The organism is Arsukibacterium sp. UBA5043 (assembly GCA_002415085.1).
Lineage (GTDB): Bacteria > Pseudomonadota > Gammaproteobacteria > Enterobacterales > Alteromonadaceae > Alishewanella.
Map to the genome: position 1 here is coordinate 267,804 of DIBV01000013.1, position 24,301 is coordinate 292,104.

The 24,301-nt window shown below is 49.6% G+C and carries 16 protein-coding genes; 11 read left to right on the plus strand and 5 right to left on the minus strand.

What is annotated here, in order from left to right; genetic code table 11:
• Positions 1-142: 142 nt before the first annotated feature.
• A complete protein-coding gene (locus B2Q61_RS12735; RefSeq protein ID WP_290620392.1) occupies positions 143-1,657 on the plus strand; it encodes a tryptophan halogenase family protein in 1,515 nt (504 codons plus the stop codon).
• A 58-nt stretch (positions 1,658-1,715) separates the two neighbouring features.
• Here the strand turns inward: B2Q61_RS12735 and B2Q61_RS12740 are convergent, their stop codons facing one another.
• Entirely contained in the window at positions 1,716-2,999 is a 1,284-nt protein-coding gene (locus tag B2Q61_RS12740) for a pectin acetylesterase-family hydrolase (protein ID WP_290620390.1), read from the minus strand.
• A 326-nt stretch (positions 3,000-3,325) separates the two neighbouring features.
• Between B2Q61_RS12740 and B2Q61_RS12745 the strand changes: the two genes are divergently transcribed.
• A complete protein-coding gene (locus B2Q61_RS12745) occupies positions 3,326-3,763 on the plus strand; it encodes an OsmC family protein (RefSeq protein WP_290620388.1) in 438 nt (145 codons plus the stop codon).
• Positions 3,764-3,840: 77 nt separating this feature from the next.
• Entirely contained in the window at positions 3,841-5,169 is a 1,329-nt protein-coding gene (locus tag B2Q61_RS12750; protein ID WP_290620386.1) for an APC family permease, read from the plus strand.
• Between the two features lie 28 nt (positions 5,170-5,197).
• Here B2Q61_RS12750 and B2Q61_RS12755 read toward each other — a convergent pair whose 3' ends face one another.
• Positions 5,198-6,625: a hypothetical protein gene (locus B2Q61_RS12755; protein ID WP_290620384.1), complete on the minus strand. Its 1,428-nt coding sequence runs from the start codon at positions 6,623-6,625 to the stop codon at positions 5,198-5,200.
• Positions 6,626-6,955: 330 nt separating this feature from the next.
• On the opposite strand from B2Q61_RS12755, the gene B2Q61_RS12760 reads away from it, so the two are divergent.
• Positions 6,956-9,814, plus strand: coding sequence for a TonB-dependent receptor (locus B2Q61_RS12760; RefSeq protein ID WP_290620382.1), 2,859 nt, complete (start codon positions 6,956-6,958; stop codon positions 9,812-9,814).
• 70 nt (positions 9,815-9,884) lie between these two features.
• A complete protein-coding gene (pulA, locus tag B2Q61_RS12765; RefSeq protein WP_290620380.1) occupies positions 9,885-13,871 on the plus strand; it encodes a pullulanase-type alpha-1,6-glucosidase in 3,987 nt (1,328 codons plus the stop codon).
• A gap of 45 nt (positions 13,872-13,916) precedes the next feature.
• Here pulA and B2Q61_RS12770 read toward each other — a convergent pair whose 3' ends face one another.
• The gene (locus B2Q61_RS12770) at positions 13,917-14,945 is read right to left on the minus strand and encodes a tetratricopeptide repeat protein (RefSeq protein WP_290620378.1); all 1,029 of its coding nucleotides are present in this window, start codon (positions 14,943-14,945) and stop codon (positions 13,917-13,919) included.
• 183 nt (positions 14,946-15,128) lie between these two features.
• Between B2Q61_RS12770 and B2Q61_RS12775 the strand changes: the two genes are divergently transcribed.
• On the plus strand, positions 15,129-15,470 hold the full coding sequence (locus B2Q61_RS12775) for a hypothetical protein (protein WP_290620377.1): 342 nt from the start codon (positions 15,129-15,131) through the stop codon (positions 15,468-15,470).
• Positions 15,471-15,483: 13 nt separating this feature from the next.
• On the opposite strand, the gene B2Q61_RS12780 is transcribed toward B2Q61_RS12775, so the two are convergent.
• Positions 15,484-17,214, minus strand: a complete 1,731-nt coding sequence (locus B2Q61_RS12780; protein ID WP_290620376.1) for an SGNH/GDSL hydrolase family protein — start codon at positions 17,212-17,214, stop codon at positions 15,484-15,486.
• 5 nt (positions 17,215-17,219) lie between these two features.
• Positions 17,220-19,031: a tetratricopeptide repeat protein gene (locus B2Q61_RS12785; RefSeq protein WP_290620374.1), complete on the minus strand. Its 1,812-nt coding sequence runs from the start codon at positions 19,029-19,031 to the stop codon at positions 17,220-17,222.
• A gap of 148 nt (positions 19,032-19,179) precedes the next feature.
• Between B2Q61_RS12785 and B2Q61_RS12790 the strand changes: the two genes are divergently transcribed.
• From B2Q61_RS12790 to B2Q61_RS12810, 5 genes are all read left to right on the plus strand, one after another.
• Positions 19,180-21,018 (plus strand): carbamoyltransferase family protein, encoded by a 1,839-nt coding sequence (locus tag B2Q61_RS12790; protein WP_290620372.1) that lies wholly within the window; start codon positions 19,180-19,182, stop codon positions 21,016-21,018.
• Positions 21,019-21,040: 22 nt separating this feature from the next.
• Positions 21,041-21,457 carry an SxtJ family membrane protein gene (locus tag B2Q61_RS12795; RefSeq protein WP_290622128.1) on the plus strand — a complete coding sequence of 139 codons (417 nt, stop codon included), beginning with the start codon at positions 21,041-21,043 and terminating at the stop codon, positions 21,455-21,457.
• Positions 21,457-21,609: a DUF5989 family protein gene (locus B2Q61_RS12800; RefSeq protein WP_213998125.1), complete on the plus strand. Its 153-nt coding sequence runs from the start codon at positions 21,457-21,459 to the stop codon at positions 21,607-21,609. Before B2Q61_RS12795 ends, B2Q61_RS12800 begins: the two co-directional genes overlap by 1 nt.
• A gap of 131 nt (positions 21,610-21,740) precedes the next feature.
• Positions 21,741-22,979: a DEAD/DEAH box helicase gene (locus B2Q61_RS12805; protein ID WP_290620367.1), complete on the plus strand. Its 1,239-nt coding sequence runs from the start codon at positions 21,741-21,743 to the stop codon at positions 22,977-22,979.
• Positions 22,980-23,160: 181 nt separating this feature from the next.
• On the plus strand, positions 23,161-23,445 hold the full coding sequence (locus tag B2Q61_RS12810; protein WP_290620365.1) for a hypothetical protein: 285 nt from the start codon (positions 23,161-23,163) through the stop codon (positions 23,443-23,445).
• Positions 23,446-24,301 lie beyond the last annotated feature (856 nt).

The window sequence follows — 24,301 nt, forward strand, 5'->3', positions numbered from 1 at the left end:
TAAGCTCAGATAAGTAAGTTCTGATAATTCTGCTAGGCTGAGCCTGTTACACTAATAACAGGCCGGCTACAGGCAGAGCAAGTTCTCCCTGGTAAAAGCCCGGCCTGGTTTAAGGGTCGGGTTTTTTTTCGAGTACTGAAATATGATTAATGCAGTAAACGATGTGGTAAAAAGTGCAGTAAAAAAAGTAGTGGTCTTAGGCGGCGGCACTGCCGGCTGGATGGCTGCAGCGTTGCTGAAAAAGGTGCTGGCCACTGCGGTCGATATTGAATTGGTGGAGTCGGAAGACATCGGCACCGTTGGTGTCGGAGAAGCCACCATACCACCCATCCGGTTGTTTAATAATGTGATGGGCATAAACGAAGCCGAGTTTTTACGCGAAACCAAAGCCACCATTAAACTGGCGATAAAATTTGATAACTGGCGGGTGCCGGGTGAAGGCTACTTCCATACCTTTGGCGCGCCGGGTAAAAGCCTGGCGTTTTGTCATTTTCATCATTTATGGCTGCGCGCCCGTCAGCAAGGCGATAAAACCGATTTATGGCAATACGATTTAAACTATCTGTGCGCGATGGCGGGTAAGTTTGCGCCAATCAATGCCAAAGACAGCATCTTAGAACTGCCATATGCCTATCACTTTGATGCCGGTCTTTATGCTCGCTACTTAAGAAAGCTTAGCGAGCAAATGGGGGTGGTGCGTCATGAAGGTAAAGTACAGCAGGTATTTCAGCACCCCAGTGGCGATATAAAATGCCTGGTGCTGGACGATGGCCGCGAGCTTAGCGGCGATTTGTTTATTGATTGTTCGGGGTTTCGCGGTTTGCTTATTCAGGACAAGCTGAATGCCGGCTATGATGACTGGAGCCACTTTTTACCCTGCGATCGCGCGGTAGCCGTGCCATCAGAGCGCTTTGAAAAAACCATACCTTATACCCGCGCAATTGCTCACAGTGCCGGCTGGCAGTGGCGGATTCCGCTACAGCATCGAAACGGCAATGGCCTGGTGTACAGCAGCGCCCATTATAGCGATGAGCAGGCCAGTGACTTACTGCTGGCCAATTTAGAGCGTAAAGCGTTGGCCGAACCGAAGTTTCTGCGTTTTAAAACCGGCCGTCGTCGCCAGCAATGGCAGCGAAATGTGATAGCGGTGGGGTTAAGTAGCGGTTTTCTAGAACCACTGGAATCGACCAGTATTCATTTGATCCAGTCAGCCGTGGTGCGGTTGATCCAGCTGTTTCCGCACAATGGCATTTGCCAGAGTGCTATTAACGAATACAACAGGCAATCCGAGCTGGAATATACCCAAATTCGCGACTTTCTGATTTTGCATTATCACGTTAATCAGCGCAATGACAGCCAGTTCTGGCGTGATATGCAACAACTTGCGATACCAGACAGTTTGCACCAGAAAATGGCTATTTTTGCCGACAATGGTCAGTTGTTCAGGGATCAAAATGATTTATTCCTGGAAAGCTCCTGGCTGCAGGTAATGTTGGGCCAGGGTATAGAGCCAAAAGATTATCATCCGATCGCCAATAATTTCAGTGCCGAAAAGCTGCGCGATATGCTGGCCAATATTCAGGCGATTAAGCAAGAACCGCTCGGTAAACTACCTGATCATGATACCTTTATTCAAACCATGATTAGCCGCAGTTAACGAACGAATAAAACAACCGTGCGCGGAATGAAACCGCGCATGGCTGGCCTTTTCCAACTTAGTCTGAATACTTTACGCTGTGTGGTTTAAATTTACCGTTTTTTGTAAAACGCGCTAACCATTTGGTAAATTTCACATTGGCGGCGCTTTGCTCCTGGTAAAACGGATGTGGTACCTCTGGGGTGGCAAAATCATCTGTCAGAATAGTGTGGATATTGCCGCTACCGATATAGTGCTGATAGTTGTTTGTTGTCTCAGCCAAAAAGGTTAACGAGGCTTCCATTCTGGCATTCCACTCGGCGAAATACATATAGTCATATTCGTTTATTCCCCATGTGAACGGATTGCTGTTACCCAAATCGTTTTGGTCCATAATTTTTAAAAACTGTACTTGCACCCAATCGAGTTGGGTAGTGTATTGCGCGAATCGACTGTTTGGATAGGCTTCACTTAATCGACTGAAAATTTCATTGTTAAACCCCAGCGCAGAATAGGTCGTTAATCCTTCGCTAAACAGCAATGGCAGGTTTGCTTCAACATTCCACACTTTATTAAAATCAAACACGCTATCGATAAAGCCCTGGGTAACAACGGCTGAAGACGCATCGGCAAATAAGGCGCTATCTGCTTTGGGAAAAGCGGCCTGCAAATGCGGAAAATGTAAGGTCGCGCCATAACCACCGGCGCTTGAGCCTGTAACTAATAGCTTTTTCACCTTTTTCTGCTTTTTTTTATCAAAATGCTGTTTTAACCATGCTGTAACGGCCATAAAATTGTCAGAACCGCGGTGTTTAACGGTTACCGGCGCGCCGGGATAACCGGTGATCGAGCCGTCTACATCGAGATAGACAACATCACTCGACCCGACATGAATGTCGCCGGTGCAATAAGGAATAAATACCTTACTCCAGTCTTTAAACGGATTATCTTTCTCGCTATCGTTAAATATTCCACCGGCATTTAGCGGCGAATTATCGGTTAATATCGAAGGGTTATAAGCCGGGCGTGCTGCGGGCACACCAGCCAGGGCCAGTGACGCCACACAGGTTGCATCATTCCAGCATGCACCTCCGCCATTAAAATAAACTAACAAATTTTTACTTTTTCCTTGTTTAAAGTAAAAGTGAAACGCGTTGTCCAGGGGTTCGCCGTTGATTGGGTTTAGCACGGTGTCAAAAGCACAGCTGGGATTAATGGTTTTGATGGTGCCCTGGTCATCTGTAATTTCCATTTGGGTGTCTACCGGGATTATTTCCCATTCAGCCGCAGCAGGTTTAGCTTGCGCATCAGCCGTTATGGTGCTTAACAGCAGTACTGCACCAAGCCATAGTAATTTTTTCATTTGAGGGTCCGTTTCAATGTTAAGAATTGCCAGTACAAAAAAGATAGAACACTCTTGTGGCTAAATATAGAATACTTGTTAAATAAATTGTGTTTTCCGGCAATTTTTACATCACAGCGTGAAGACTTTATAAATTCAGCACACGGCTTATCCACAAAGCTGCCATGGACAGCGGCTCTGGATGAGCTGGAACAATGTTTGCTTCTTGCCTATGGTTATAACAAGTAATGAGACGTTATACAGATGAGCCTGCTGAATTACAGAGGCAATATTGTGTAACTTAGCTTCTCATCCGCGTGCAAACGATAACAATGAAGGAGCAATAAATGGCCATTATCAATTGGGCAACGGCAAAATATGAAGGCTTAGGCAAAGACGGCAAAGGGCATGTTTCAACCCAATCAGGGGCGTTAAAAGACCAACCCTATGGATTTAATACCCGGTTTGATAATAAAACCGGTACCAATCCGGAGGAGCAAATTGCTGCAGCGCACGCGTCGTGTTTTACCATGGCACTGGCGTTCGGTTTGGCTGATAAGGGATTTAGCAAAGGTACTCTGGAGTCTAAGGTTGAAATTACCCTGGTAAAAGACGGCGATGGTTTTACCATTACTAAATCTGAAATAAAGTTGGATGCTAAAGTGCCAGGTATGCACGGCAGCGATTTTGAAAAGGCAGCGGTAGAAGCCAAATTAAACTGCCCGATATCTAAACTGTTAACTTGCGATACTACCTTGGATATTACGTCGTTCGAAGGAGAGTAACGACGATGCGATTGCCTGCCAGCTGTTATTTTCTCTTTGCATATCATCGAGACACAAATGATTAAGAGTGCAAGGATATGACGAAGGAGCAGGGAAATGGCAGCAAAAAAGGCAGCCTAAGCCTGATCGGGGCTGTCTCGATGGGCACCGGCGTAATGATTGGCGCAGGCATATTTGCGCTGACCGGCCAGATAGCCGATTTGGCCGGTAGCTGGTTTCCGTTAGCCTTTATTCTGGCTGCTGTCGTTGCCAGTTTTAGTGCCTATTCTTATATCAAACTTGCTAATGCATATCCTTCGGCGGGCGGCATTGCCATGTTTTTAAAAAAGGCATATGGCCGCTCTCTGATGACAGGCGCGCTTGCTTTGCTAATGTATTTCTCGATGATTATTAACGAAAGCTTGGTAGCACGAACCTTTGGCACCTATACCCTACAACTGTTTGACGCTAAAGATATGCCATGGTTGGTGCCTGCTCTGGGCGTTGCACTGCTCGTATTCGCATTCTGTATTAATGTGCTGAGCAATAAATTTATTCAGTCGGTATCGTTTATTGCGGCTTTTATAAAGATTGCTGGTCTGGCGGTGTTGGCAGTTGGGGGGCTTTGGGCGTCAGGTCTGAGCTTTGAGAGCATCTCCGCCGTTCCTGAACAAACAACGGCCGGCAGTTTTCTCGGCGCAGTAGCGTTAGGGATCCTTGGTTATAAGGGCTTTACTACTATTACTAATAGCGGAGGCGAGATTAGCAACCCCCATAAAAATGTGGGACGGGCCATCATTATTGCCATCGCTATTTGTACGTTACTGTACGTGCTAGTGTCCCTTGCAGTGGGAGCAAACCTGACTATAGCAGAAATTGTTCATGCCAAAGATTACTCTCTGGCAGAGGCGTCACGTCCAGCTTTTGGTCAATATGGGCTCTGGTTTACCGTAGGTTTTGCAATTATTGCCACGGTCTCGGGGGTGATCGCCAGCGTATTCGCCGTTTCACGGATGTTGGCGATGCTAACCAAAATGCAATTGGTGCCGCATCGTCATTTTAAATTGCCGGGCGATATTCAGATCCATACCTTGATTTATACGATTGTGATTGCCATTTTGCTGACCATTTTTTTTGATCTCAGCCGCATAGCATCTCTTGGTGCTATTTTCTATATCATAATGGACATTGGTATTCATTGGGGCGTGTTCAGACATTTACGCCGGGACGTTGCAGCAAACGCGACGGTCCTGATCATAGCGATGGTACTTGATGTGATAGTGCTGGTTGCCTTTCTCTGGGTTAAGGTGCAGTCAGACATGCTGGTGATCTGGGCATCGCTAATCGGGCTGACAGCAGTCTTCGTCGGTGAAAAGTATTTTCTGAAATTACATCATAAAGATGATGATGACCCACATTATACCTAGTGTTGATGACAAGTAACTGAAGCAAAAACTAATTTTGCTTCAGTATGGCGTTTTGCCATAAATTCTGGTGCGCCGGCTCGTGAAAAAACTGCTCCGGCTGCCAGCAGCGGGGCAGCAGTTTACGTAGATAGCGTTCTTCACCATCCTGATACAGGGCGTTGAGCAGGGCTTTTAAACGGTGTTCGGGTAGCACCTCCAGCCGTTCCCGTGCGGTTTTAAAGTACAGATTGTAGTCAGTTTGCAGGCTGATGTTGATACCGGTATTGCGATACTGCTGCTGGCGGCTGACCACCCGGCAATTGGGTTGTTCAGGTTTTTGTGGGTATAAGCCGTTCACTATCGCGAATTCGTAGCGGTCCTGCGGTTGCTGATCGTCACCCAGTGGCGTAAATACCACACCATACCCTTGTGGAAATAAGCCGGTTATCCTCAGTAACTGGTCTACCAGCAAACCGTTATATTCATTACGCCTTACCCCTTCGCGCATCAACAATGCAGCTTTTGGCAATAGCGCGTAATTAAAACGCTGTCGGCCCGGTAAGACAATAGATGCATACACCTGCGGCACTTTTAACAGACTGCCAAACAGCGTTTTGTCGCCCGGATTTAACTGCAACAGCTGACGTAACCACTGCAAGCGTTGCTGCTGAGCCAGCAGATAATGGTCGCGCTCTGTCCGGTTGTTGCCAATATAAGGTGCTATGCCAAAGCCCTGTTGCAGTAATGCCAGACTTGCTTCGCTGCTAATTTTAAGCAGCTTTTGGCGCTCTGTAATATTTAATGGCCGATCAGAATCGAACTGAGCCAGTTCGCCCTGAACAATGCCCAGCGCCTCAGGATGCAACAAACCAATGTCCTGCAGTAATACGGCCATGACAATGGGTAACTGCACATTTTGCCGGTACGGGCAGTCATCGGGAGCCTGCAGGTTGCGTAGCTGATAATGGCTAACCAGGGCGGGTTCGTCCAGCAGCTGCTGGGCCAGTAAATGGTCAAGCAGACGCAGGCTGAGCACTGCCCGATATAAAGGTTTGTACGCAAATTGCACCAGTTCGCGCTGGCGTTTGGCGGTAGGCACCATAATTTGCAGGCAGCCGAGTAAACGCGCGCTGAAAGCCAGTGTCTCGCCGTTGCTATCACCTTCTGACAATTGCAATAACTGTTCGGCAAGCAGCTGTAAATCGGCCCAGCGCATTAAGCGGGCTTTTTCGTCCTGATACTGTAATTCACTGTAATGCTGGCGGGCCTGCTGGCGCTGAGTCTGGCTGGCGCTGCTGTCTTGTTGCAGCTGCTGCCAGCGTTGTTCAGCTTGTGTCAGTACCGTTTGTTGCTGGCGATAGCTGGTGAAAAACGCTTTGCTGCGCTGGAAAAAACAACTGGCGCTACTGGAATATAATACCTCCAGTAAACGTTCCAGCCGGTACACCATAACCGAACTTTTAGCGGATTTTTTCAACGAACAGCATCCTTTATTGCAGCAGGGGTTACGGGCATCTATTGCGACGTTACATTAGATTTATGCCGCATGCTACGTGACATTTGCTTTGAAACATAGCCTGAGTTAACCAAAATGAAAAGCCAGAACTGACTTGCACCAGTTTGGCTATTGCCAGATCAATGTTGCGCCATTTTAGCGCTTGTGAATACGTATTCATATTGCCAGCTGCCCCAAATAGGTTAATAACTAAGCTACAACAATGATGGCTGCATTATTTCGTGCCCGGTCGGATGGCCTTAATAGCATGGAAAGCGCAACTAAAAATAAAAACAAAACGGGGACGAAAGTATGAATAAGTTTAAGCTTAGTCTGCTTAGCCTTGCTGTGAGTACAGCAGGGCTAAGTTCGTTGGCGGTGGCTCAGCAACAACCGCCGACCGAAGACACCGCTGCAGAAGAGCAGCAGGTTGAAGTAATACAGGTACGGGGCTTTGCCAGCAGCTTGTTCCGCTCGCTCGATACCAAACGCTTTGGCGATGTGGTATCTGAAACCATCTCAGCCGATGATCTGGGGGCCTTGCCCGATGTGTCAATCGCTGATGCCCTTACCCGCTTGCCCGGTATTTCCGCAGTGCGTACCGGTGGACAGGCAGCAGAAATTAACATCCGGGGTATGTCGGGTGGTTTTGTGTTTTCCACCTTAAACGGCCGCGAGCAGGTTTCGACCAGCGGTAAACGCAATATCGAATTTGACCAGTATCCGTCGGAGTTAATTAATTCGGCAGCGGTATATAAATCTCCAAAGGCGTCGTTAATTGAAGGCGGCGTAGCCGGTACGGTTGAGCTGAAAACGGCCAGTGTACTGCTGAATGAAAAAGACCATAGCTTTAACGTTAACCTGCGCGGCATGTTTAACGACCGGGCAGACGAAGTGCCGGATGGCCAGGATTTCGGCCATCGCTTCAGTTTTTCTTATCAGGGTAAGTTTCTGGACAACACCTTAGGGTTAGCACTGGGCTATGCCCGGCTGTATCAGCCCAGTGTTGCCACTCAGTTTATCGGCCTGGCCTACAATGGTCAGAAAGATGTGGCCGGCGATGAACAGAACGAGTTTATCAGCGAAGGTTTCGAAATTCAGCATCTGGGCGGTGAAGAAACCCGTAATGGCTATCTGGGCTCTATTGAGTGGCAACCGCATGATGCCTTTAGTTTAAAAGCAGATGCCTTTATTTCTCAGTTTGACAAAGAATCTTTTGCCCGCGGTTTACGGGTTAAATTTGGCGGCGACCAGGCCAATTATGCTAATCCGGTTCTAAATAACCGTTCAGTAATTGGTGCGAATGTTAGCCGTTCTAACAGCCCGGGCCGGGAAAGTTTTACCCGGGTAGAAATTGTTAATGATGATAACCGTGACTATGACGAAGTAAAAAGTTTTGGTATTGCTGCGGACTGGGATATCAACGATCGTACTAATCTGGTGTTCGACGTGTCGCACTCTACTGCCAACAGCGACTTCAGAAATGGCTTGTTGTGGGCGCTGGTGGCGGAAGACGCGACGGTAGCAGCTCCCCAGCTGGATACAAATGTATCTATTTCCTACTTACTGAACGGCATGGACCTGCCCAGTATTGGCTTTAACCAGGCCGATGCGTTCTCCGATATCGACCGGGTTATGGTCAGTAAATACGGCATTTACCCCTTTGTAAACAGTGATGAAGTCAGTGCAGTAAAACTGGATTTAAGCTATGACCTGGATTTACCCATTGTCCGTTCGTTTGAAGTGGGGGTGCGATACTCAGAGCGCACTTACAGCAATGATCGTTCCGTATTTGAATATGGCAGCGATGGCGCCTTTTTAAATTCACAACCGCCGCTGCGTTTAACCGCAGATATGGCAAAAGTAGTGGATTTCAAGGGTGATTTTGCCAAATATCCAAGTTATCTGGCAATTGATCTGGATAAGGCATTAGCGGCCTGGTTTCCGGAAGGGGTGCCCCAGCCGGTCCAAACCTGGGGCGCCGGTAATGTTGGGGTGATTAACCGCGACCCAACCTCAAATGTCGATACCAGCTGGTCGGTGCTGCAAAGTGGTGAAGTATATGAAGATGTACTGGCTGCCTATCTGATGGCCAACCTCGATACCGAAATTTTCGATTTACCGTTAAGTGGTAATGTTGGGGTACGCCGGGTAACCACCGATCAGTCAGCCACCGATTTAACCCATGTTGGCGGCGACGAATTGCGCGGAGCCCAGAATATCACCGACGATGCCGGCCTGGTCAATAACCAGTATGCCCCTGGCATTCTGGGCGAGAAATATACTCATTATTTGCCTAGCATTAACTTAAATTTAAGCCTGACCGACACTACCCAGCTGCGGTTTGCGGCGGCGAAAGTGATTTCACGGCCACCGATTAACCGTTTGGCGTCCAATACTTCTATTAATATCAGCGATGATGGCGAAATTAGCGGCTCCAGCTCAAACAGCCCGTTCCTGCGGCCATTTGAAGCCAACCAGTACGATTTATCCTACGAGTATTATTTTGGCAGCGGCGCTGTGGTAGCAGCATTGTTTTATAAAGATATTCAGAATTTTATAAATGATTTTACCATTCAGGAGTTTGATTTTGCCGGCGCTGGTTTTGCCGTGCCGGACGTCATTATTGATGAAGATGATATTCCGCGAACTACTTTTAATGGCGCCTTTTCCACTGCGGTAAACAATGACCGTGGCGGCTATATCCGTGGCCTCGAGCTGGCGTACACCCATGTGTTCGACTTCCTGCCGGATTTCTGGTCGGGCCTTGGGGTAAGTGGCAGTTACTCCTACACCGAAAGTGAAGTAGAGCTGATCAACACCCTGGGTGGTGAAGCAATAACCACCACCTTCGAAGGGCTGTCAAAAAATGTCTTTAACGGCACCCTGTTCTGGGAGCATGACGGCGTGGAAGCGCGGGTTAATGCCCGCTACCGTTCGCCCTTTGTCTCAAGCCAGGTAGGTATAGATGAGCAGATCACCAACTTCGACAGTGAATTAGTGGTTGATATGCAATTTGGTTACGAGTTTAACGACAACCTTAAGCTGCTGTTCCAGGTGAATAACCTGACCGACGAGCCAACCAAAAGTTATTTTGGCCAGAAGGCCCAGACCGGTACCTTGCAGTTTTTTGGCAGACAGTACTTTGTCGGCGCCGTGTACTCGTTTTAACCCAGCATCACGTCACCCGCAGGCTGAGCCTGATGTGGCGGGAAACAGAATAATCTGGAGTAACTGAATAATGTTTAAGCCAACGATTTTTAATATAAAAAGTCTGCTCAGGCTAAGTACGCTTGCTATCACGGTAAGTGTACTGGCTGCTTGTGGCGACTCAACCGAGCCCGGTGAAGTATTATTAACCTGTAATGTGCCGCAAATACCCGATGCCAGTGGCGTTGAATGTATCGATCCACCACCACTATCATGTCCTACCGGACAATTTCCCAACGAGACAAATGACAGCTGCATCGTGGGTAAAGATCCCAACGCGCCAGTTCCGGTGGTGTTTGCCGGAGAAAATCAGGCAGTGTTGTTTTACAACCGACCGGATGATAATTATAACGGCTACCGGTTACATACCTGGAACAATGAAGCCTGTGACGCTTATCAGGACTCGTCCATCGCCGAGTCGTGGGCTAACGGCCTAATCCATGACGGCGTTGATACAAATTATGGCGCTTACTGGATACTGGAACTAAAACCAGGTTATGCCGGCACTGAGGGCGCCTGCGGTAATTTTATTATTCATATTGGTACTGATGACGCCGGTAAAGATCCGGGCGCAGATATGAGAATGCCGTTGTCACAGGATGACCCTGATTTTAGCCGGATGAACTGGGTTTTCTCTGGTGTAAACAGTGTTTTCGAATTTCCGGTGGTATCACTTGGCGTCAGCATTCAGGGCGCCGCTGGTCACTGGTTAGACACCAATACCTTTATCTGGAATTCGGCAATTGCGGATACCGCCAACGAAATAAAACTTTTCTATGCAGCTGACGCTGATCTGGCTGTGAATAATAATGATGAGCTGGAAGGCAGCAGTATCGAGTTAACTCCGGCGGAGTTGAGCGACGAGCAAAAAGCGCTGGTACCACATATGGCCAACGCCGCCGCTTTTAGTGCTGATTTTACCGCAGATGAAGCGAAAGCCATGGCGAAAAATCAGCTGGCACTGGCCGCTTACAACAGCGACGGTGAGCTGGTTGCCGCCAGTTATGTGCAGGTCGCTAAAGTACTGGATGCCTTGTATACCACGGGTGATAACAGCGCGCTAAACGCCGATTTAGGGGTGCATTATGCCGAAGGCAATATCACCGCTGCGGTATGGGGCCCGACTGCCCGCAGCATGACCTTAAAAGTGTATAACAGCGATAAAACCGTTGCCGCCAGCCATTCGATGAGCCTGGATGCACAAACCGGTGTCTGGTCTTACAGTGGTGCAGAAAGTGCGCTAGACCGTAAATTCTATCGTTATGAAATAACGGTATATCACCCGTTAACCCGGGCAGTAGAAACCATTGAAAGCACCGACCCCTATTCAGTCAGTGTGTCGACCAATGGCCGCTACAGCCAGTTCGTTAACCTGGCTGATGCTGACCTGGCGCCTGAAGGCTGGAGCGAGCGCACTGTGCCGGTGGTAGCGAACCCGGAAGATAGCGTCATTTACGAAGGGCATGTCCGTGATTTTAGTATCCGTGATAGCAGTACCAGTGCCGCCAACCGTGGTAAGTACCTGGCGTTTACTGAGATGGAGTCTGCCCCGGTAAGCCACCTGAAAAAACTGGCCGACAATGGTTTAACTCATTTTCATGTGCTGCCATTAAATGATCAGGCCAATATTGAAGAGCGGGCTAACCGCCGGATTAACTTAACCGATACGGTTGCGCAGCTGTGTGCGTTAAATGCAGATGCACCGGTCTGTGGTGTGGCAAGCGACAGCGCCACCCTGCAATCGCTGCTGGAAGGCTACCTGCCCTACAGTGATGATGCCCAGGCACTGGTTGAGTCTATCCGCCGGATTGACGGCTTTAACTGGGGTTATGACCCGCATCACTTTATTGCCGTTGAAGGCAGCTATGCCTCTGATCCGGAAGGTGCAGTACGGATTAAAGAAGTACGGGCGATGGTTAAAGCGTTAAACGATATTGGCCTGCGGGTAGCGCTGGACGTAGTATATAACCATACCAGCAGTTCTGGCCTGTTTGATAACTCGGTATTTGATAAGTTGGTGCCGGGCTACTACCACCGTTATAACGAAGTCACTGGCGTGATTGAGCGCTCAACCTGCTGTGAAAACACCGCAACTGAACACAAAATGTTCGATAAGTTTATTAAAGACTCGTTAGTTATTTTAGCCCGCGATTTTGGCTTTAATGACTTCCGCTTCGATATTATGGGCCATCATCCGAAAGATAACCTGTTAGCCGCGCGCGACGCCGTGCGGGCGGTCGATGCCAATACCTATTTTTATGGTGAAGGCTGGAATTTTGGTGAAGTGGCAGATAACCGTTTATTTACTCAGGCCAAGCAGCAGGATATGGCCGGTACCGAAGTGGGCACCTTTAACGACCGGATCCGGGAAGGTGTGCGTAGTGCGGCCATTTTCAGCGGCGTTAATAACGATGGTAACCTGGCCGAGCAGGATATTATCCGGATTAGTTTAGCCGGTACCTTAAAAGATTATGTGCTGAAAAACTATCGGGATATTACCGGCCCGGCGTCCAGCGCCAACTGGAATGGTCAGGCTGCAGGTTATGCTGAAGACCCGGCCGATATTATCAACTATGTGTCTAAACATGATAATGAAACCCTGTGGGATATTCTGCAGAACCGCTTACCGCAGACATTAAGTGTGACTGAAAGGGTGCGGGCGCAGAATATGGCGATAGCCTTGCCGTTAATGAGCCAGGGTATTCCATTCCTGCAAATGGGTGGTGACTTCCTGCGCTCTAAATCGATGGACCGCGACAGTTATGACTCAGGCGACTGGTTTAACTATGTTGATTTCACCATGCAAACCAACAACTGGGCGGTTGGCCTACCACTGGCCGAGAAGAACCGTGATAGCTGGGACAGTATTGCTACGTTATTCCTGAACCCGCAAACTCAGGTTAGCAGCACCGACATTATGTTTGCGTCTGATGTGTTCGCTGAATTTCTGGCGATCCGCAGTGGCAGCCCGTTATTTCGCTTAACCACCGGCCAGGATGTAATGGATCGGGTAGGCTTTCATAATATTGGCAGCAACCAGACCCAGGGTGTGATTGTGATGTCGATTGATGATGGCAGCGGCCTGACTGATTTAGACCCGATGCATGACGCCTTAGTGGTAATGGTTAACGGCACCGCGCAGGAGCAGTCACACACTGTGCCTACTGCTACCGGTTTTGACTTGCACCCGCTACAGCAGGCGTCAGTTGATACTAATGTCAGTATGGCCAGCTTTACCGCGGGTACCGATGAAGGAACCTTTACTGTGCCGGCCTACAGCATGGCGGTATTTGTTAAAGCGCAAATGGGTGAGCAAGGCCCGGGCTTAGCCGCGGATGCCACCTTAGGTGCACCGGATATTCCACCGTATGAAGCCACAACCATATTTGTCCGCGGTGGAATGAATGACTGGGGCGAAAACGATGCCTTTAACTATGCTGGCGCGGGTATTTATAGTGCCACCCTGAATATTAATGCCGGTAGTTATGAGTTTAAGGTGGCTTCAGGGGATTGGTCTGCGGTTAATCTGGGCGCGGGTGCGGCGGGCAATCAGGTTGTAGTTGATACGCCTATCGTCATTGCACCAAGCAACGATAACCTGCTGTTAAATATTCCAAGCACCTCTGCTTACGTATTTACCTTAAATGCAGTAAATCCGGCAGCACCTACGCTAACGGTTAGCGAGTATGTGCCTTACGGCGCCACTACGGTGTTCTTGCGGGGTGGCATGAATGACTGGGGTGAAGCGGATGCCTTCCAGTACCTGGGAGCAAACCAGTACAGCGTCGATATCAGTATCAACGCCGGCAGCTATGAGTTTAAAGTCGCGTCCAGTGACTGGGCCACAGTAAATATGGGGGCGGGGCCGGACGGTGCCACAGTATCCGAGGGCACCCCACTGCGTATTCAGGGCAGCAACGACAATCTGAATATGAACTTTGCCGAAAACGCGGTATATAACTTCCTGTTAGATGCCACATTAACAGAAACACCCGAGCTGACGGTGACCAGGAAATAAACTGCTAAACTGATGAAAAAAGCTGCAGCCCGTCTGCAGCTTTTTTTATGCTTCGGGCAGAGGCCACACACATTGAACAACATTGCCGAACCAGGGTCGGTCAAAGATTGGACGGGCTGCTGGCTCTGCAATGCTAATATTTACCTGTAATGGTGTTGCCATGTAACGGTGAAGCAAAATCTGTACTTTTGCATCTTCTATCTGCTGATATGAGTCGAGCAATTGCTGCCGGATTTGGTCACTAACCGGCTGTTGTTGCAGTTGCTCAAACCGGGTATGCAGCCAAAACAACAAAGCCTGTTTTTCTTTATTAGGAAAGCTAAGGGTCAATGCGGCAGTAGGGCTGTATAGGCGTTGAAAACTGGTTAAATCGTCCTGAACCAAGAATGTAAATAACAGGTTGATACCTGCCGATATTTGACCGGCACGCACACTGCTAGACTGATAGTGGCCTAATGCTGTGCGAAAATGGGACTCAGCGAGGGCGATATTAGCCTGTTCGAGAGCAAGCAAACCAAGATTATTTTCTGTCATTGCCAGTATCTTGATCTGACCGGTCTGCTCTGCTAAAAGTCGGGCTCTGGTAAATAAAAGGCGGGCCTTTTCGGTTTCATTTAACTGACGGGCTACCAGTGCCATACTGTTGCCTAACGTTAACCGCTGCCGGTCAGTACTAGCATGTTTGTAAGAGCATTCTAAACTGCTTATTGCTTCATTCAGGTAGTTGTTGCGCCTGAGCCAAATGCCTAGTGCACTGGTTATTGGTGTAAGTTGTTCTTTAAAGTAAGGGTGCTGGTGATGCTCAAAAATGTCGTCCAGCGCTCTGATTAACCGATCCATCTTATTGGTCGGCACTGCAGCTCTGAGTACTAATACCTGATGGCGAATAAACAGCTCAGGTGCCAGGGCAGCAGGCTTTGTGATGCTGTCCAGTAGCAGCAGTGTTTGAGCCGGGTTTACCGTCAGATAATCTTCTGCTTCATCCAGTGTCGCTGTAATACTGGCATCTGCCGTCAGATAAAAAGAAGATAGCATCGTTATTAGGGTGAAAATAAATACGCGACGCTTCGGCAAGATTAACACCGCAATGGTATGCACAGATTAGTACTATACAACTCCCACTACCGATTTTCAAAACCCAGCCTTACAATGTCAGCAATACTAAGCGAGTGACGGCGTGTCGCTCTTCACATTTTTCTAACTGATTAAAAAGCTGGTCTATACTAATGCAGGTTTTACTGTACTAGGAGAAGCTGAATGAAGCAGGTGTTAGTGGGTGGCGTGGTAACGATGTTGTTGTTAACCAGTCAGCAGTTGCTGGCGCAACAGCAAGCCGGGCAAAGTATGCATTGCCAGCTGGGTGATGCAGTACGGGTGATTGAAGTGGTATACCCTGACGGCGGTGAGCTGCCGTGCGAAGTGCATTACACCAAAGACGGTACCGGCACTGTGCTGTGGCGGGCCAGCAATGAGGCCGGATACTGTGAACAGCAGGCCGCAAACTTTGTTGAAAAACAGCGGGGCTGGGGCTTTGAATGTGTGGCCATGCCCTCTGCCAATGAAAACGCTGACAGCAATGACAGTAAAAGCAGGCAATAATTGATACCGGTTATTATTGGGCGATGCTTATTAGCAGTTGCTGCACCTGGTGCTGGATGTCAGCTGCCAGCGCTGGGGTTAGCATAACCCGCTGCAAGTAACTTTGTGCTTCGCCGTGCCGGCCAGCTTTTAGTAATATTTGGGCGGCCTGCAGATTGGCGTTGGCGTCGTGTGGTAGTGCATCGGCGATGATTTTTAAGGTTTTTAATAGCATATCGCCATCGCCCTGCTGGTGATAATACTGTGCATTGCGATTTTGCAGGCTGAGCCAGTCCAGTTTGCCCGCGACATATGCCTGGCCCCACTGCTGCTGTACTGTTTGTGCTGGCGGGAACTGCACTTGCTGCGGCTGCGGGCTAAACGGATAGTCGGCTTTCAGCTGTAAAATACGCAAATAGCCTGCATGCTCTTCGGCTGGGGTAATGGGTCTTTCCTGCCAGGCAATTTCTGGGGGGACCGGCTTGTGCCAGCTGCCCAATGCCTGGTTGCGACCCAGCGCGTTATAAAAACTGTCTGCCAGTAAAAAATAACCCTGCACGTTAGGATGCACATGCTCCAACAGCAGGTTGTTGCCGGTTACACCGTCAGGCGAATTAGCGATAAAAGCCGCTTCGTTGTCAACCAGGGTAGCGTTGTAGCGCCTTGCCAGCTGCCTGATCTGCTGGTTAATGGCTTCGGGTGCCCGAAAGCGCAATAGATCGTGTTCTTTTGCCAGCAAAAACTGAGCGTTAGCTTGCCGATGCTGGTTGCGCTGCTGATGCACCAGAGCCAGCTGATAATGAAAATCGGCTGAATGCTCTGCATCTGCCTGCGAGCTGAGCGTCGAGAGCAAAGCGGCATCGTTACTGTCTGCTGTACCCGCCTCGGTATTGGCCTCTGCCAATTGTTGTAGCTGTAGTTTTGCTGTGGCTGGGATCGGTTTGCTGTTAAAGGGTGGCTGGCCGGCCAAATTGCTGACCAGCGTGCTGATATACACCGGAATGCCTGCCCGCTGATACTTAGCCAGCAACCGGCTGAGGTTGCTGTCAAACTGCTTAAGGCCAGCCTGAAACTGTGCTGAGCCAAGCGCAATGTCTTTATCCCGCGCCACTCTGGCCATAAAGGTGCGGCTGCTTTCATCGGCGCCCTGCAGCGGTTGGTTCAGCTGCTGATACAACTGCTCCATCAGCTGAAAGCTGTGTAATTTACGCAAGCTGATCATCAGCCGGGTAGCGCCAGGGCTTTGTCCGGCCAGATAATGTGAACCCACCCCGAGCAATCCCAGATATTCGTTATGGCCAGCATAAATGAGTACCGCATCCGGTTTAATGGCAATAATTTCATCGGCCAGGTCCAGCAAGGTATAGCTGTTAACAGCAGCTAAGGCAGTATTAACCACTTCTACCCGTTGGCCGCTAAAAGTGCGGCTTAGCCGTTGCTCCAGCATCGCCGCCAGTGAGGCTCCGGCGCCATACGGATAACCGGCAGCGGTTGAACCGCCTTGCACCACTACCCGGATGGCGTTAGCAGGCTTGTCTGCCAGCACAAATGCCGGCTCCATTTTAACGCTAGGCAGCTGAGTATTATTGGCAAAATAACGTTTAACAATATCGGTTTCGCTAACCAGATAGGCCGGATTGGCCGGGTTGGTTTTAAATAAAGGCCAGTTATTGCCGGCACCGGTTGCCCGTAACGCCAGTTCTGCCAGTACTACCACCAGTAGTGGTAAGGCCAGGGCAATGGCCCGAAATATCCAGATTCGCATCGGGCTTAGTCTCCTGCTGCCAATTGTTGAAGTAATTGCTGTTGCTGACGCAACGCCACCTTGTGCTGCGGCTGCTGTGCCAGGACCCGCTCTACTTCTGCCAGCGCCCGCCTAAGCTGTTGCTGGTAATAATAACTGCGGGCCAGCATTAAGCGATAGTCGGTATTCTCTGGTGCGATGGCCACGGCTTTGCGCTGATAATGGGCTGCCAGAGGCAGTTGCTGGCTATCGAAATACAATTGGCCAGCCACAAAAGCCATATGACTCTCGGTAGGCAACGCATCCGCTAATAACGCCGCAACTTTGGCGGCATCGCTAATCCGGCCCTGCTGCTGATACAGGGTAACCAGCCGCTGACTGGCCTTAAGCCAGCTTAAGCCATTGCTGCGCTCGCGTGCCAGTGCAATAAAGGGGTTGCTGTCAGGTGCAAAGCTGACCGGTTGTGGTGATGCGACAAAAGGATAATCGGCGGTCAGCTGGCGCACCTTAAATTGTGCCAGTGCCAGATCCACTTCGGTTAAGGGAATGTCGGCCAGCGCTTGCGCGGGCGGTATCACACCGGTTTCAACCTGGTTCAGCCCCAGTTGTTGCTGCAACTCGGGCAAAAACGCTTCAGCCAGATAAAAATAGCCCAGCTGGTTAGGGTGCAGATGCTCCAGCATCAGTTGCTTGTCAATTATGCCATCAGGGCTGTGCCGGCGCAGCAGTGCCTCACTGTCTATCAAAGGGAGATTAAAATCGCTACTTAACTTCTTCAGGGTTATGTTGATGGTCGCGGGTGCCCGAAAGCGCAGCAAATCATGCTCGCGCGCCAGCTGATAGTGGGCCAGTGCCTGCTGTTTGTCACCACGTTGCTGGTACAATCCGGCCAGTTGAAAGTGCCAGCTGGCAATATCGGATTCCGCATTCAGTGCCTGTTGCAGTTGCGGGATAGTCGGGTTTGGCAGTGCGGGCTTTGCCGAGACAAAAGGCGGCTGGTCGGCTTCGTTACTGGCAACGGTGCTAAGCAGAACAGGAATGCCAGCAGCCTGATATTTTGTCAGCAACAGGCCCATGTTGGCATGAAACTGTTCAATGCCAGCATTAAACAGGGCCGTGTCTTTACCAATTTCAGTATGGCGGGCAATTTGGGCCATCATGGTGCGGTTTGGTTGCAGGCTTGCAGGCGGGCTGACGCTGATATAAACACGTTGCAGCGCCTGAAATAATGCCAGTTTACGCAGCTTTAAATACAGCAGTTTAGTGCCGTGATTATACTCACCGGCAAAGGCAGACCCTACCCCCATTACCCCTAAAAACTCATTGTGGCCAGCATATACCAGCACCAGATCAGGCTTAAGCGCAATGACTTCATCACTGATATCCAGCAGGGTATAGGAGTTTATTGCCGCCATAGCCAGGTTAATAACTTCAATATTCTGTTCGGGATACAATCGTTTTAAGCGTTGTTGCAACATGGCCGCCGGTGCGCCCCAGCGGCCATAAGGAAAGCCGGCAGCTGAAGAGCCGCCAATAAAAATGATCCGCTGCTGGTTCGGCGCTTTTCTGGCCTGAAAATACTGGGTGTCGGGGCTAACCTGCGGCGCCAGCTCAGGCGCGGCAAAATAGCGGTTAATCAGGGCCGGGTTGGCTTGCTGGTACCCTGCCATCGCTGGTACCGGTACCACTAACGGATAGCGTTGATACAGGCTGGTCTGGCGTAGCAGTAACTCTGCCAGCAGCAGTAATATAAGGGGTAACGCCAGGGCAATACTGTAAAACACTACTTTTTTACGGGTGAGTGTCTTGTTAGCTGTTACGGGCGGATAATCGGTCATTGCTTAAGTAATCAGCGGCAGGATATCAACGACGGTAACCGATGTTTTTAAGCGCAGCAAGTTTTGGCGCATTTGAACTACCGGCAATTGTCAATTAAGGTTACTTTAGATAAGTATTTTATAATGGGTGCTGCTCGACAGCCGGCTTATGCAATATATTCTGGGTATTTCCTGTTTTTACCACGATAGTGCGGCGTGTTTACTGGCCGACGGAGTTATTGTGGCTGCGGCCCAGCAGGAGCGTTTTAGCCGGTTAAAGCACGATGCAGGGTTTCCCGCCGATGCCATCCGCTATTGTTTAGCCGAGGCCGGGATCGGGGTGACTGATTTAAGCGCCGTAGTGTTTTACGATAAACCGCTGTTAAAGTTCGAGCGTTTACTGGAAACCTATCTGGCCCATGTGCCCCGGGGTTTTCGCTCCTTTCTGACCGCTATGCCGGTATGGTTAAAAGAAAAGTTGTATCTGAAAACCGTGCTGCGCCGCGAGCTTCGCACTTTGGCAGGTATGGATAGAAAAACCACACTGCCACAGTTGTTGTTTAGTCAGCATCATCAGGCACATGCTGCCTCAGCCTTTTATCCCAGCCCCTATCAGAACGCGGCTGTTATCTGTCTGGATGGGGTTGGCGAGTGGGCTACCTCTACTATCTGGCACGGTAAAGACACCAGCTTAACTCCATTGTTCGAATTGCAGTTTCCGCATTCGCTGGGGTTGCTCTATTCTGCCTTTACTTACTACTGTGGTTTTAAAGTTAACTCCGGTGAATATAAGCTAATGGGCCTGGCGCCTTACGGCGAACCACGTTTTGTAGAAACCATTTATCGAGAGCTGATTAAGGTAAAACCTGACGGCAGCTTTGCCCTGAATATGGCCTATTTTAGCTATCCGGTGGGCTCGCGCATGGTAAACCGCAAGTTTGAACAGTTATTTGGTGTGCCGCCCTTAAGCGCTGAGGCAACGCCCAGCCAGTTTTATCTGGATTTAGCCCGTTCGGTGCAGCAGGTTACCGAAGAAATTGTGCTGAAAATTGCCCATCATGCCCATCGTTTAACCGGAGCAACAAAGCTGTGTCTGGCTGGTGGCGTGGCGCTGAATTGTGTGGCCAATGGTCGCTTGTTACGGGATGGACCCTTTAGTGATATATGGGTGCAGCCGGCAGCCGGTGATGCTGGTGGCGCATTGGGCGCTGCGCTGCTGGCCTGGCATCAGTATTTTCAGCAGAGCAGAGCGGCAGATGAGCAGCATGATCAGATGCAGGGTAGCTATTTGGGACCGGCTTATAGCGATACCGAAATAGGTCGATTACTTGCAAGTCAACAAGTGCCATATCAGCAATTAAGTGACAATATGCTGTATCACACCACCGCGGGTTTACTGGCAGCAGGCCAGGTAGTGGGCTGGTTTCAGGGGCGGATGGAGTTTGGCCCCAGAGCTCTGGGTAACCGCTCTATTTTAGCTGACGCCAGAAGCACTGCTATGCAAAGCATTCTTAATATAAAAATTAAACAACGTGAATCGTTCCGGCCCTTTGCCCCGGCGGTATTAACTGAACATGCCAGCGAATATTTTGATCTTAGTGCTGAAAGCCCTTATATGTTGCTGGTGGCTAAAGTGAACCCTGAATTGTGTATTAGCCTGCCGCCAGAAACCCGCGGCTTAGCCAAACAGGCAGAGCAGCGCTCTAGTCTGCCCGCCATTACTCATATTGATTATAGCGCCAGGGTGCAAACGGTGAGTAAGTCGGGTAATCCACGGTTTCATCATTTGCTGCAAACCTTTCACGAATTGACGGGAACGCCAATACTGATTAATACCTCGTTTAATGTTCGGGGCGAGCCGCCGGTTTGTAGTCCGGCTGAAGCGTTACAGGGCTTTCTGGCTACCGACATGGATTATCTGGTGCTGGGCAACTGTATCCTGAGTAAAGCTGAGCAGGACCCGGCACAGTTGGCCGCTGCCAGATTGCGCAGTTTTGCAAATGACTAACCCGTTAGCTTATTAAGGATGCATGATGCAGTTGTTGTTAAAAACTGACCGCGCCGGGTTGCGTACCTTTGGCTGGCAAATGGCCATTGCCTTGCCGTTAGTGTTTTCGCTGTTGCTACCCTGGATATTGGATTCTCTTACCGTGGCTACCTTGCCGCTATGGCCACTGATGGTAGCGGCGGTGTTTTTATTGCTGGCGGGTTTGTGGCCAACCGGCCTGTATTATCCGTACCGGGCCTGGATGGCTTTTGCCAGAGTAATGGCCTGGATCAACACGCGGCTGCTGCTTGGCCTGGTATTCTATCTGCTGCTATTGCCGCTGGGCCTGGTGCTGCAATTACTTGGTAAGTTGCAGTATAAGCATAAACCAGCAGGTGACAGCTACTGGCTGGCGCCCGATAAAATACCCACCGCCAAAGATTTAGAGGATCCGTTTTAATGCAGGAATTTTTAACTGATTTATGGGCATTTTTACGGGTTCGTAAAAAAATCTGGCTACTGCCAATCATTCTGGTGCTGGCGCTACTGGGCGCGCTGGTGGTAGTAAGCCAGCAATCGGCGCTGGCGGGGTTTATTTATACCTTATTTTAGCCCGGATTTCGGCTTTGCCAGCATCAATATTGGCTAATAGCCAACAGATCCTGTAAGCTGCACGCCCTTCAAAACGAGGGCCACTGCAGCTGCGGCAGATTTTTCTCGCAGCCTTTATTGCGGGATAACGCATGCAATTTACCGATTTAAACCTGTCGAACGATATTTTAAAAGCCATTAGCGACAAAGGCTACACCACGCCATCGCCTATTCAGGCTCAGGCAATTCCTGCGGTGCTGGCCGGCCACGACCTAATGGCAGCTGCCCAGACCGGTACCGGCAAAACCGCCGGCTTTACCTTGCCACTGTTGCAAATGCTGAGCGAGGGCAGTAACCAGGGCCGCAAAGTACAGGCTAATCAGGTACGGGCGCTTATTTTAACCCCAACCCGCGAGCTGGCAGCACAAATTGCCGAAAGCGTAAAAGTATATGGTAAGTACCTGCCACTGCGCTCAGCGGTGGTATTTGGCGGGGTAAGCATTAACCCGCAACTGATGGCACTGCGTAAAGGCGTTGATATTCTGATCGCCACCCCGGGCCGCCTACTCGATTTATACCAGCAAAATGCCATGCGCTTTACCCACTTAGAAGTATTGGTGCTGGATGAAGCCGACCGCATGCTGGATATGGGTTTTATCCGCGATATTAAAAAAATTCTGGCACTGTTACCGGCAAAACGGCAAAACCTGCTGTTCTCGGCCACCTTTTCTAACGAAATTCGTACCCTGGCCAAAGGCTTGTTGCACAATCCGGTAGAAGTGACCGTAACGCCACCTAACAGTACCGTCGAAAAAATTGAGCAATGGGTCTATCCGGTAGATAAAAACCAGAAAGCCGCGGCATTAATTGCGCTGGCCAAACAACATAACTGGCAGCAGGTACTGGTATTTACCCGCACCAAACACGGTGCCAATAAACTGAGTTTACAGCTGGAAAAAGCCGGCATCAGCGCTTTGGCCATTCATGGCAATAAAAGCCAGAACGCCCGCACCAAAGCACTGGCTGAGTTTAAAGCCGGCACTATCCGGGTGCTGGTAGCGACCGACATTGCCGCCCGTGGTCTGGATATTGATATGCTACCGCAAGTGGTCAATTTTGACTTGCCGCATGTGGCTGAAGATTATGTGCACCGCATTGGCCGTACCGGCCGCGCCGGTAAATCAGGCCAGGCAATATCTCTGGTCTGTGCCGATGAGAGTAAAGAGCTGGCAGGTATTGAACGCTTAACCAAACAACAAATTCCACGGCAGGTAGTTGCCGGGTTTGAGCCGGTGCAGCAACTGGCAGACAGTAACCCAAACAGCAAACCCTACCGGCCGAAAAAGCCAAAAACTGAACATCGTGACGGCCGGCGCTCGTCGCGCAGTTAATCAAGGATAGGGCAGATACCGCCCTGGCAGTATTTATACAGTACTTATATCAATGCCACGTTACTTACGTGGCTTTGAAAATTTCATTTCCCCAAAATTAAGCTGAATATAAACTGAATAGTGCTTGACGTTGTTAACAATTGCGGTTGAAATGTGCACTGTTGAGCTTATTGAGCTGCCCATGCCGCAAAAATTTCATTTTACTTCTGGTTTACCCCGTTCTGGTTCAACATTGTTGGCTGGCATTCTGCGGCAAAACCCCCGTTTTCATGCTGCAATGAGCAGTCCGGTAGCCGGTTTAGTTATTGGCGCGTTGGAACAAATGGGCGCCGCCAGCGAGTCCTACTCCTTTTTCGATAAAGCAAAACGTAAATCGGTCTTCCGGCCATTGTTTAACGTTTATTGCGAAGATAAATCTACGCAACAAATTATATTTGCTACTAATGCAATAGTAACTTTAGGATGATCCCCTTATGTTCCAATTTATAACCTCTGTTCGTTCGAGCTTCTTTGCACGGATCAGCCTGTTTCTTTCGCTTTTTTGCATAACTGCAGCGAGCCATGCGGCAACCTTTGATGGTGACGGCGGCTCCCTATCTGGAGCAAATTATATAGAGGCAGACAACGGTGATGGCATCACCATGACTGCGACTTTCAATGGTGACACGGCGGATGTAGCTGATGCTGGCAATGGCGGTGGCTCTAGCGGTAATGTTTTTTATGGTGTGGGTGCTACTGCTACATCCGTTCAAGTATCATTTTCTAGTCCGGTGAATATTTCGTCACTTGTCTACTTTGAAGCTGATGGCACCGCCAGTACGGGAAACTATACCTTTACCGTAACCTCCGGCTCAGGATCCACAATAGTAAAAACTCAGGCGGATTTTACTCTACTATCGGGTCTTGCCGGGGTAACGCTAACTCCAGTAGATTGGACCTCTGTCTCTACCTTTACCATTACAAGCGACGCTATCAATTTCGCACCAGGACTGGATACCCTAGTTTATACTATGGGCAATAACACCCCTGTGTTAACCAACCTTAACGGTGACAGCGTCACCTGGGCTGGCGTGGGCAATTATGTGTCTTTAGATGCAGGCACTAGTCTTGGCGTTAGTGATACTGAGCTCGATGCTCTTAATGGTGGCAACGGTAACTATGCTGGTGCGACTTTAACCCTGCAACGGGTAGGCGCAGCAATTACCACGGATGTGTTTGGTTTCGATACCAGCGGCGCCCTGTTCAGCGTTAGCGGTGCTAATTTGCAGAGCGGCGGCTTAACCTTCGCAACCTTTACCAATGCCAGTGGTGTTTTGAACATC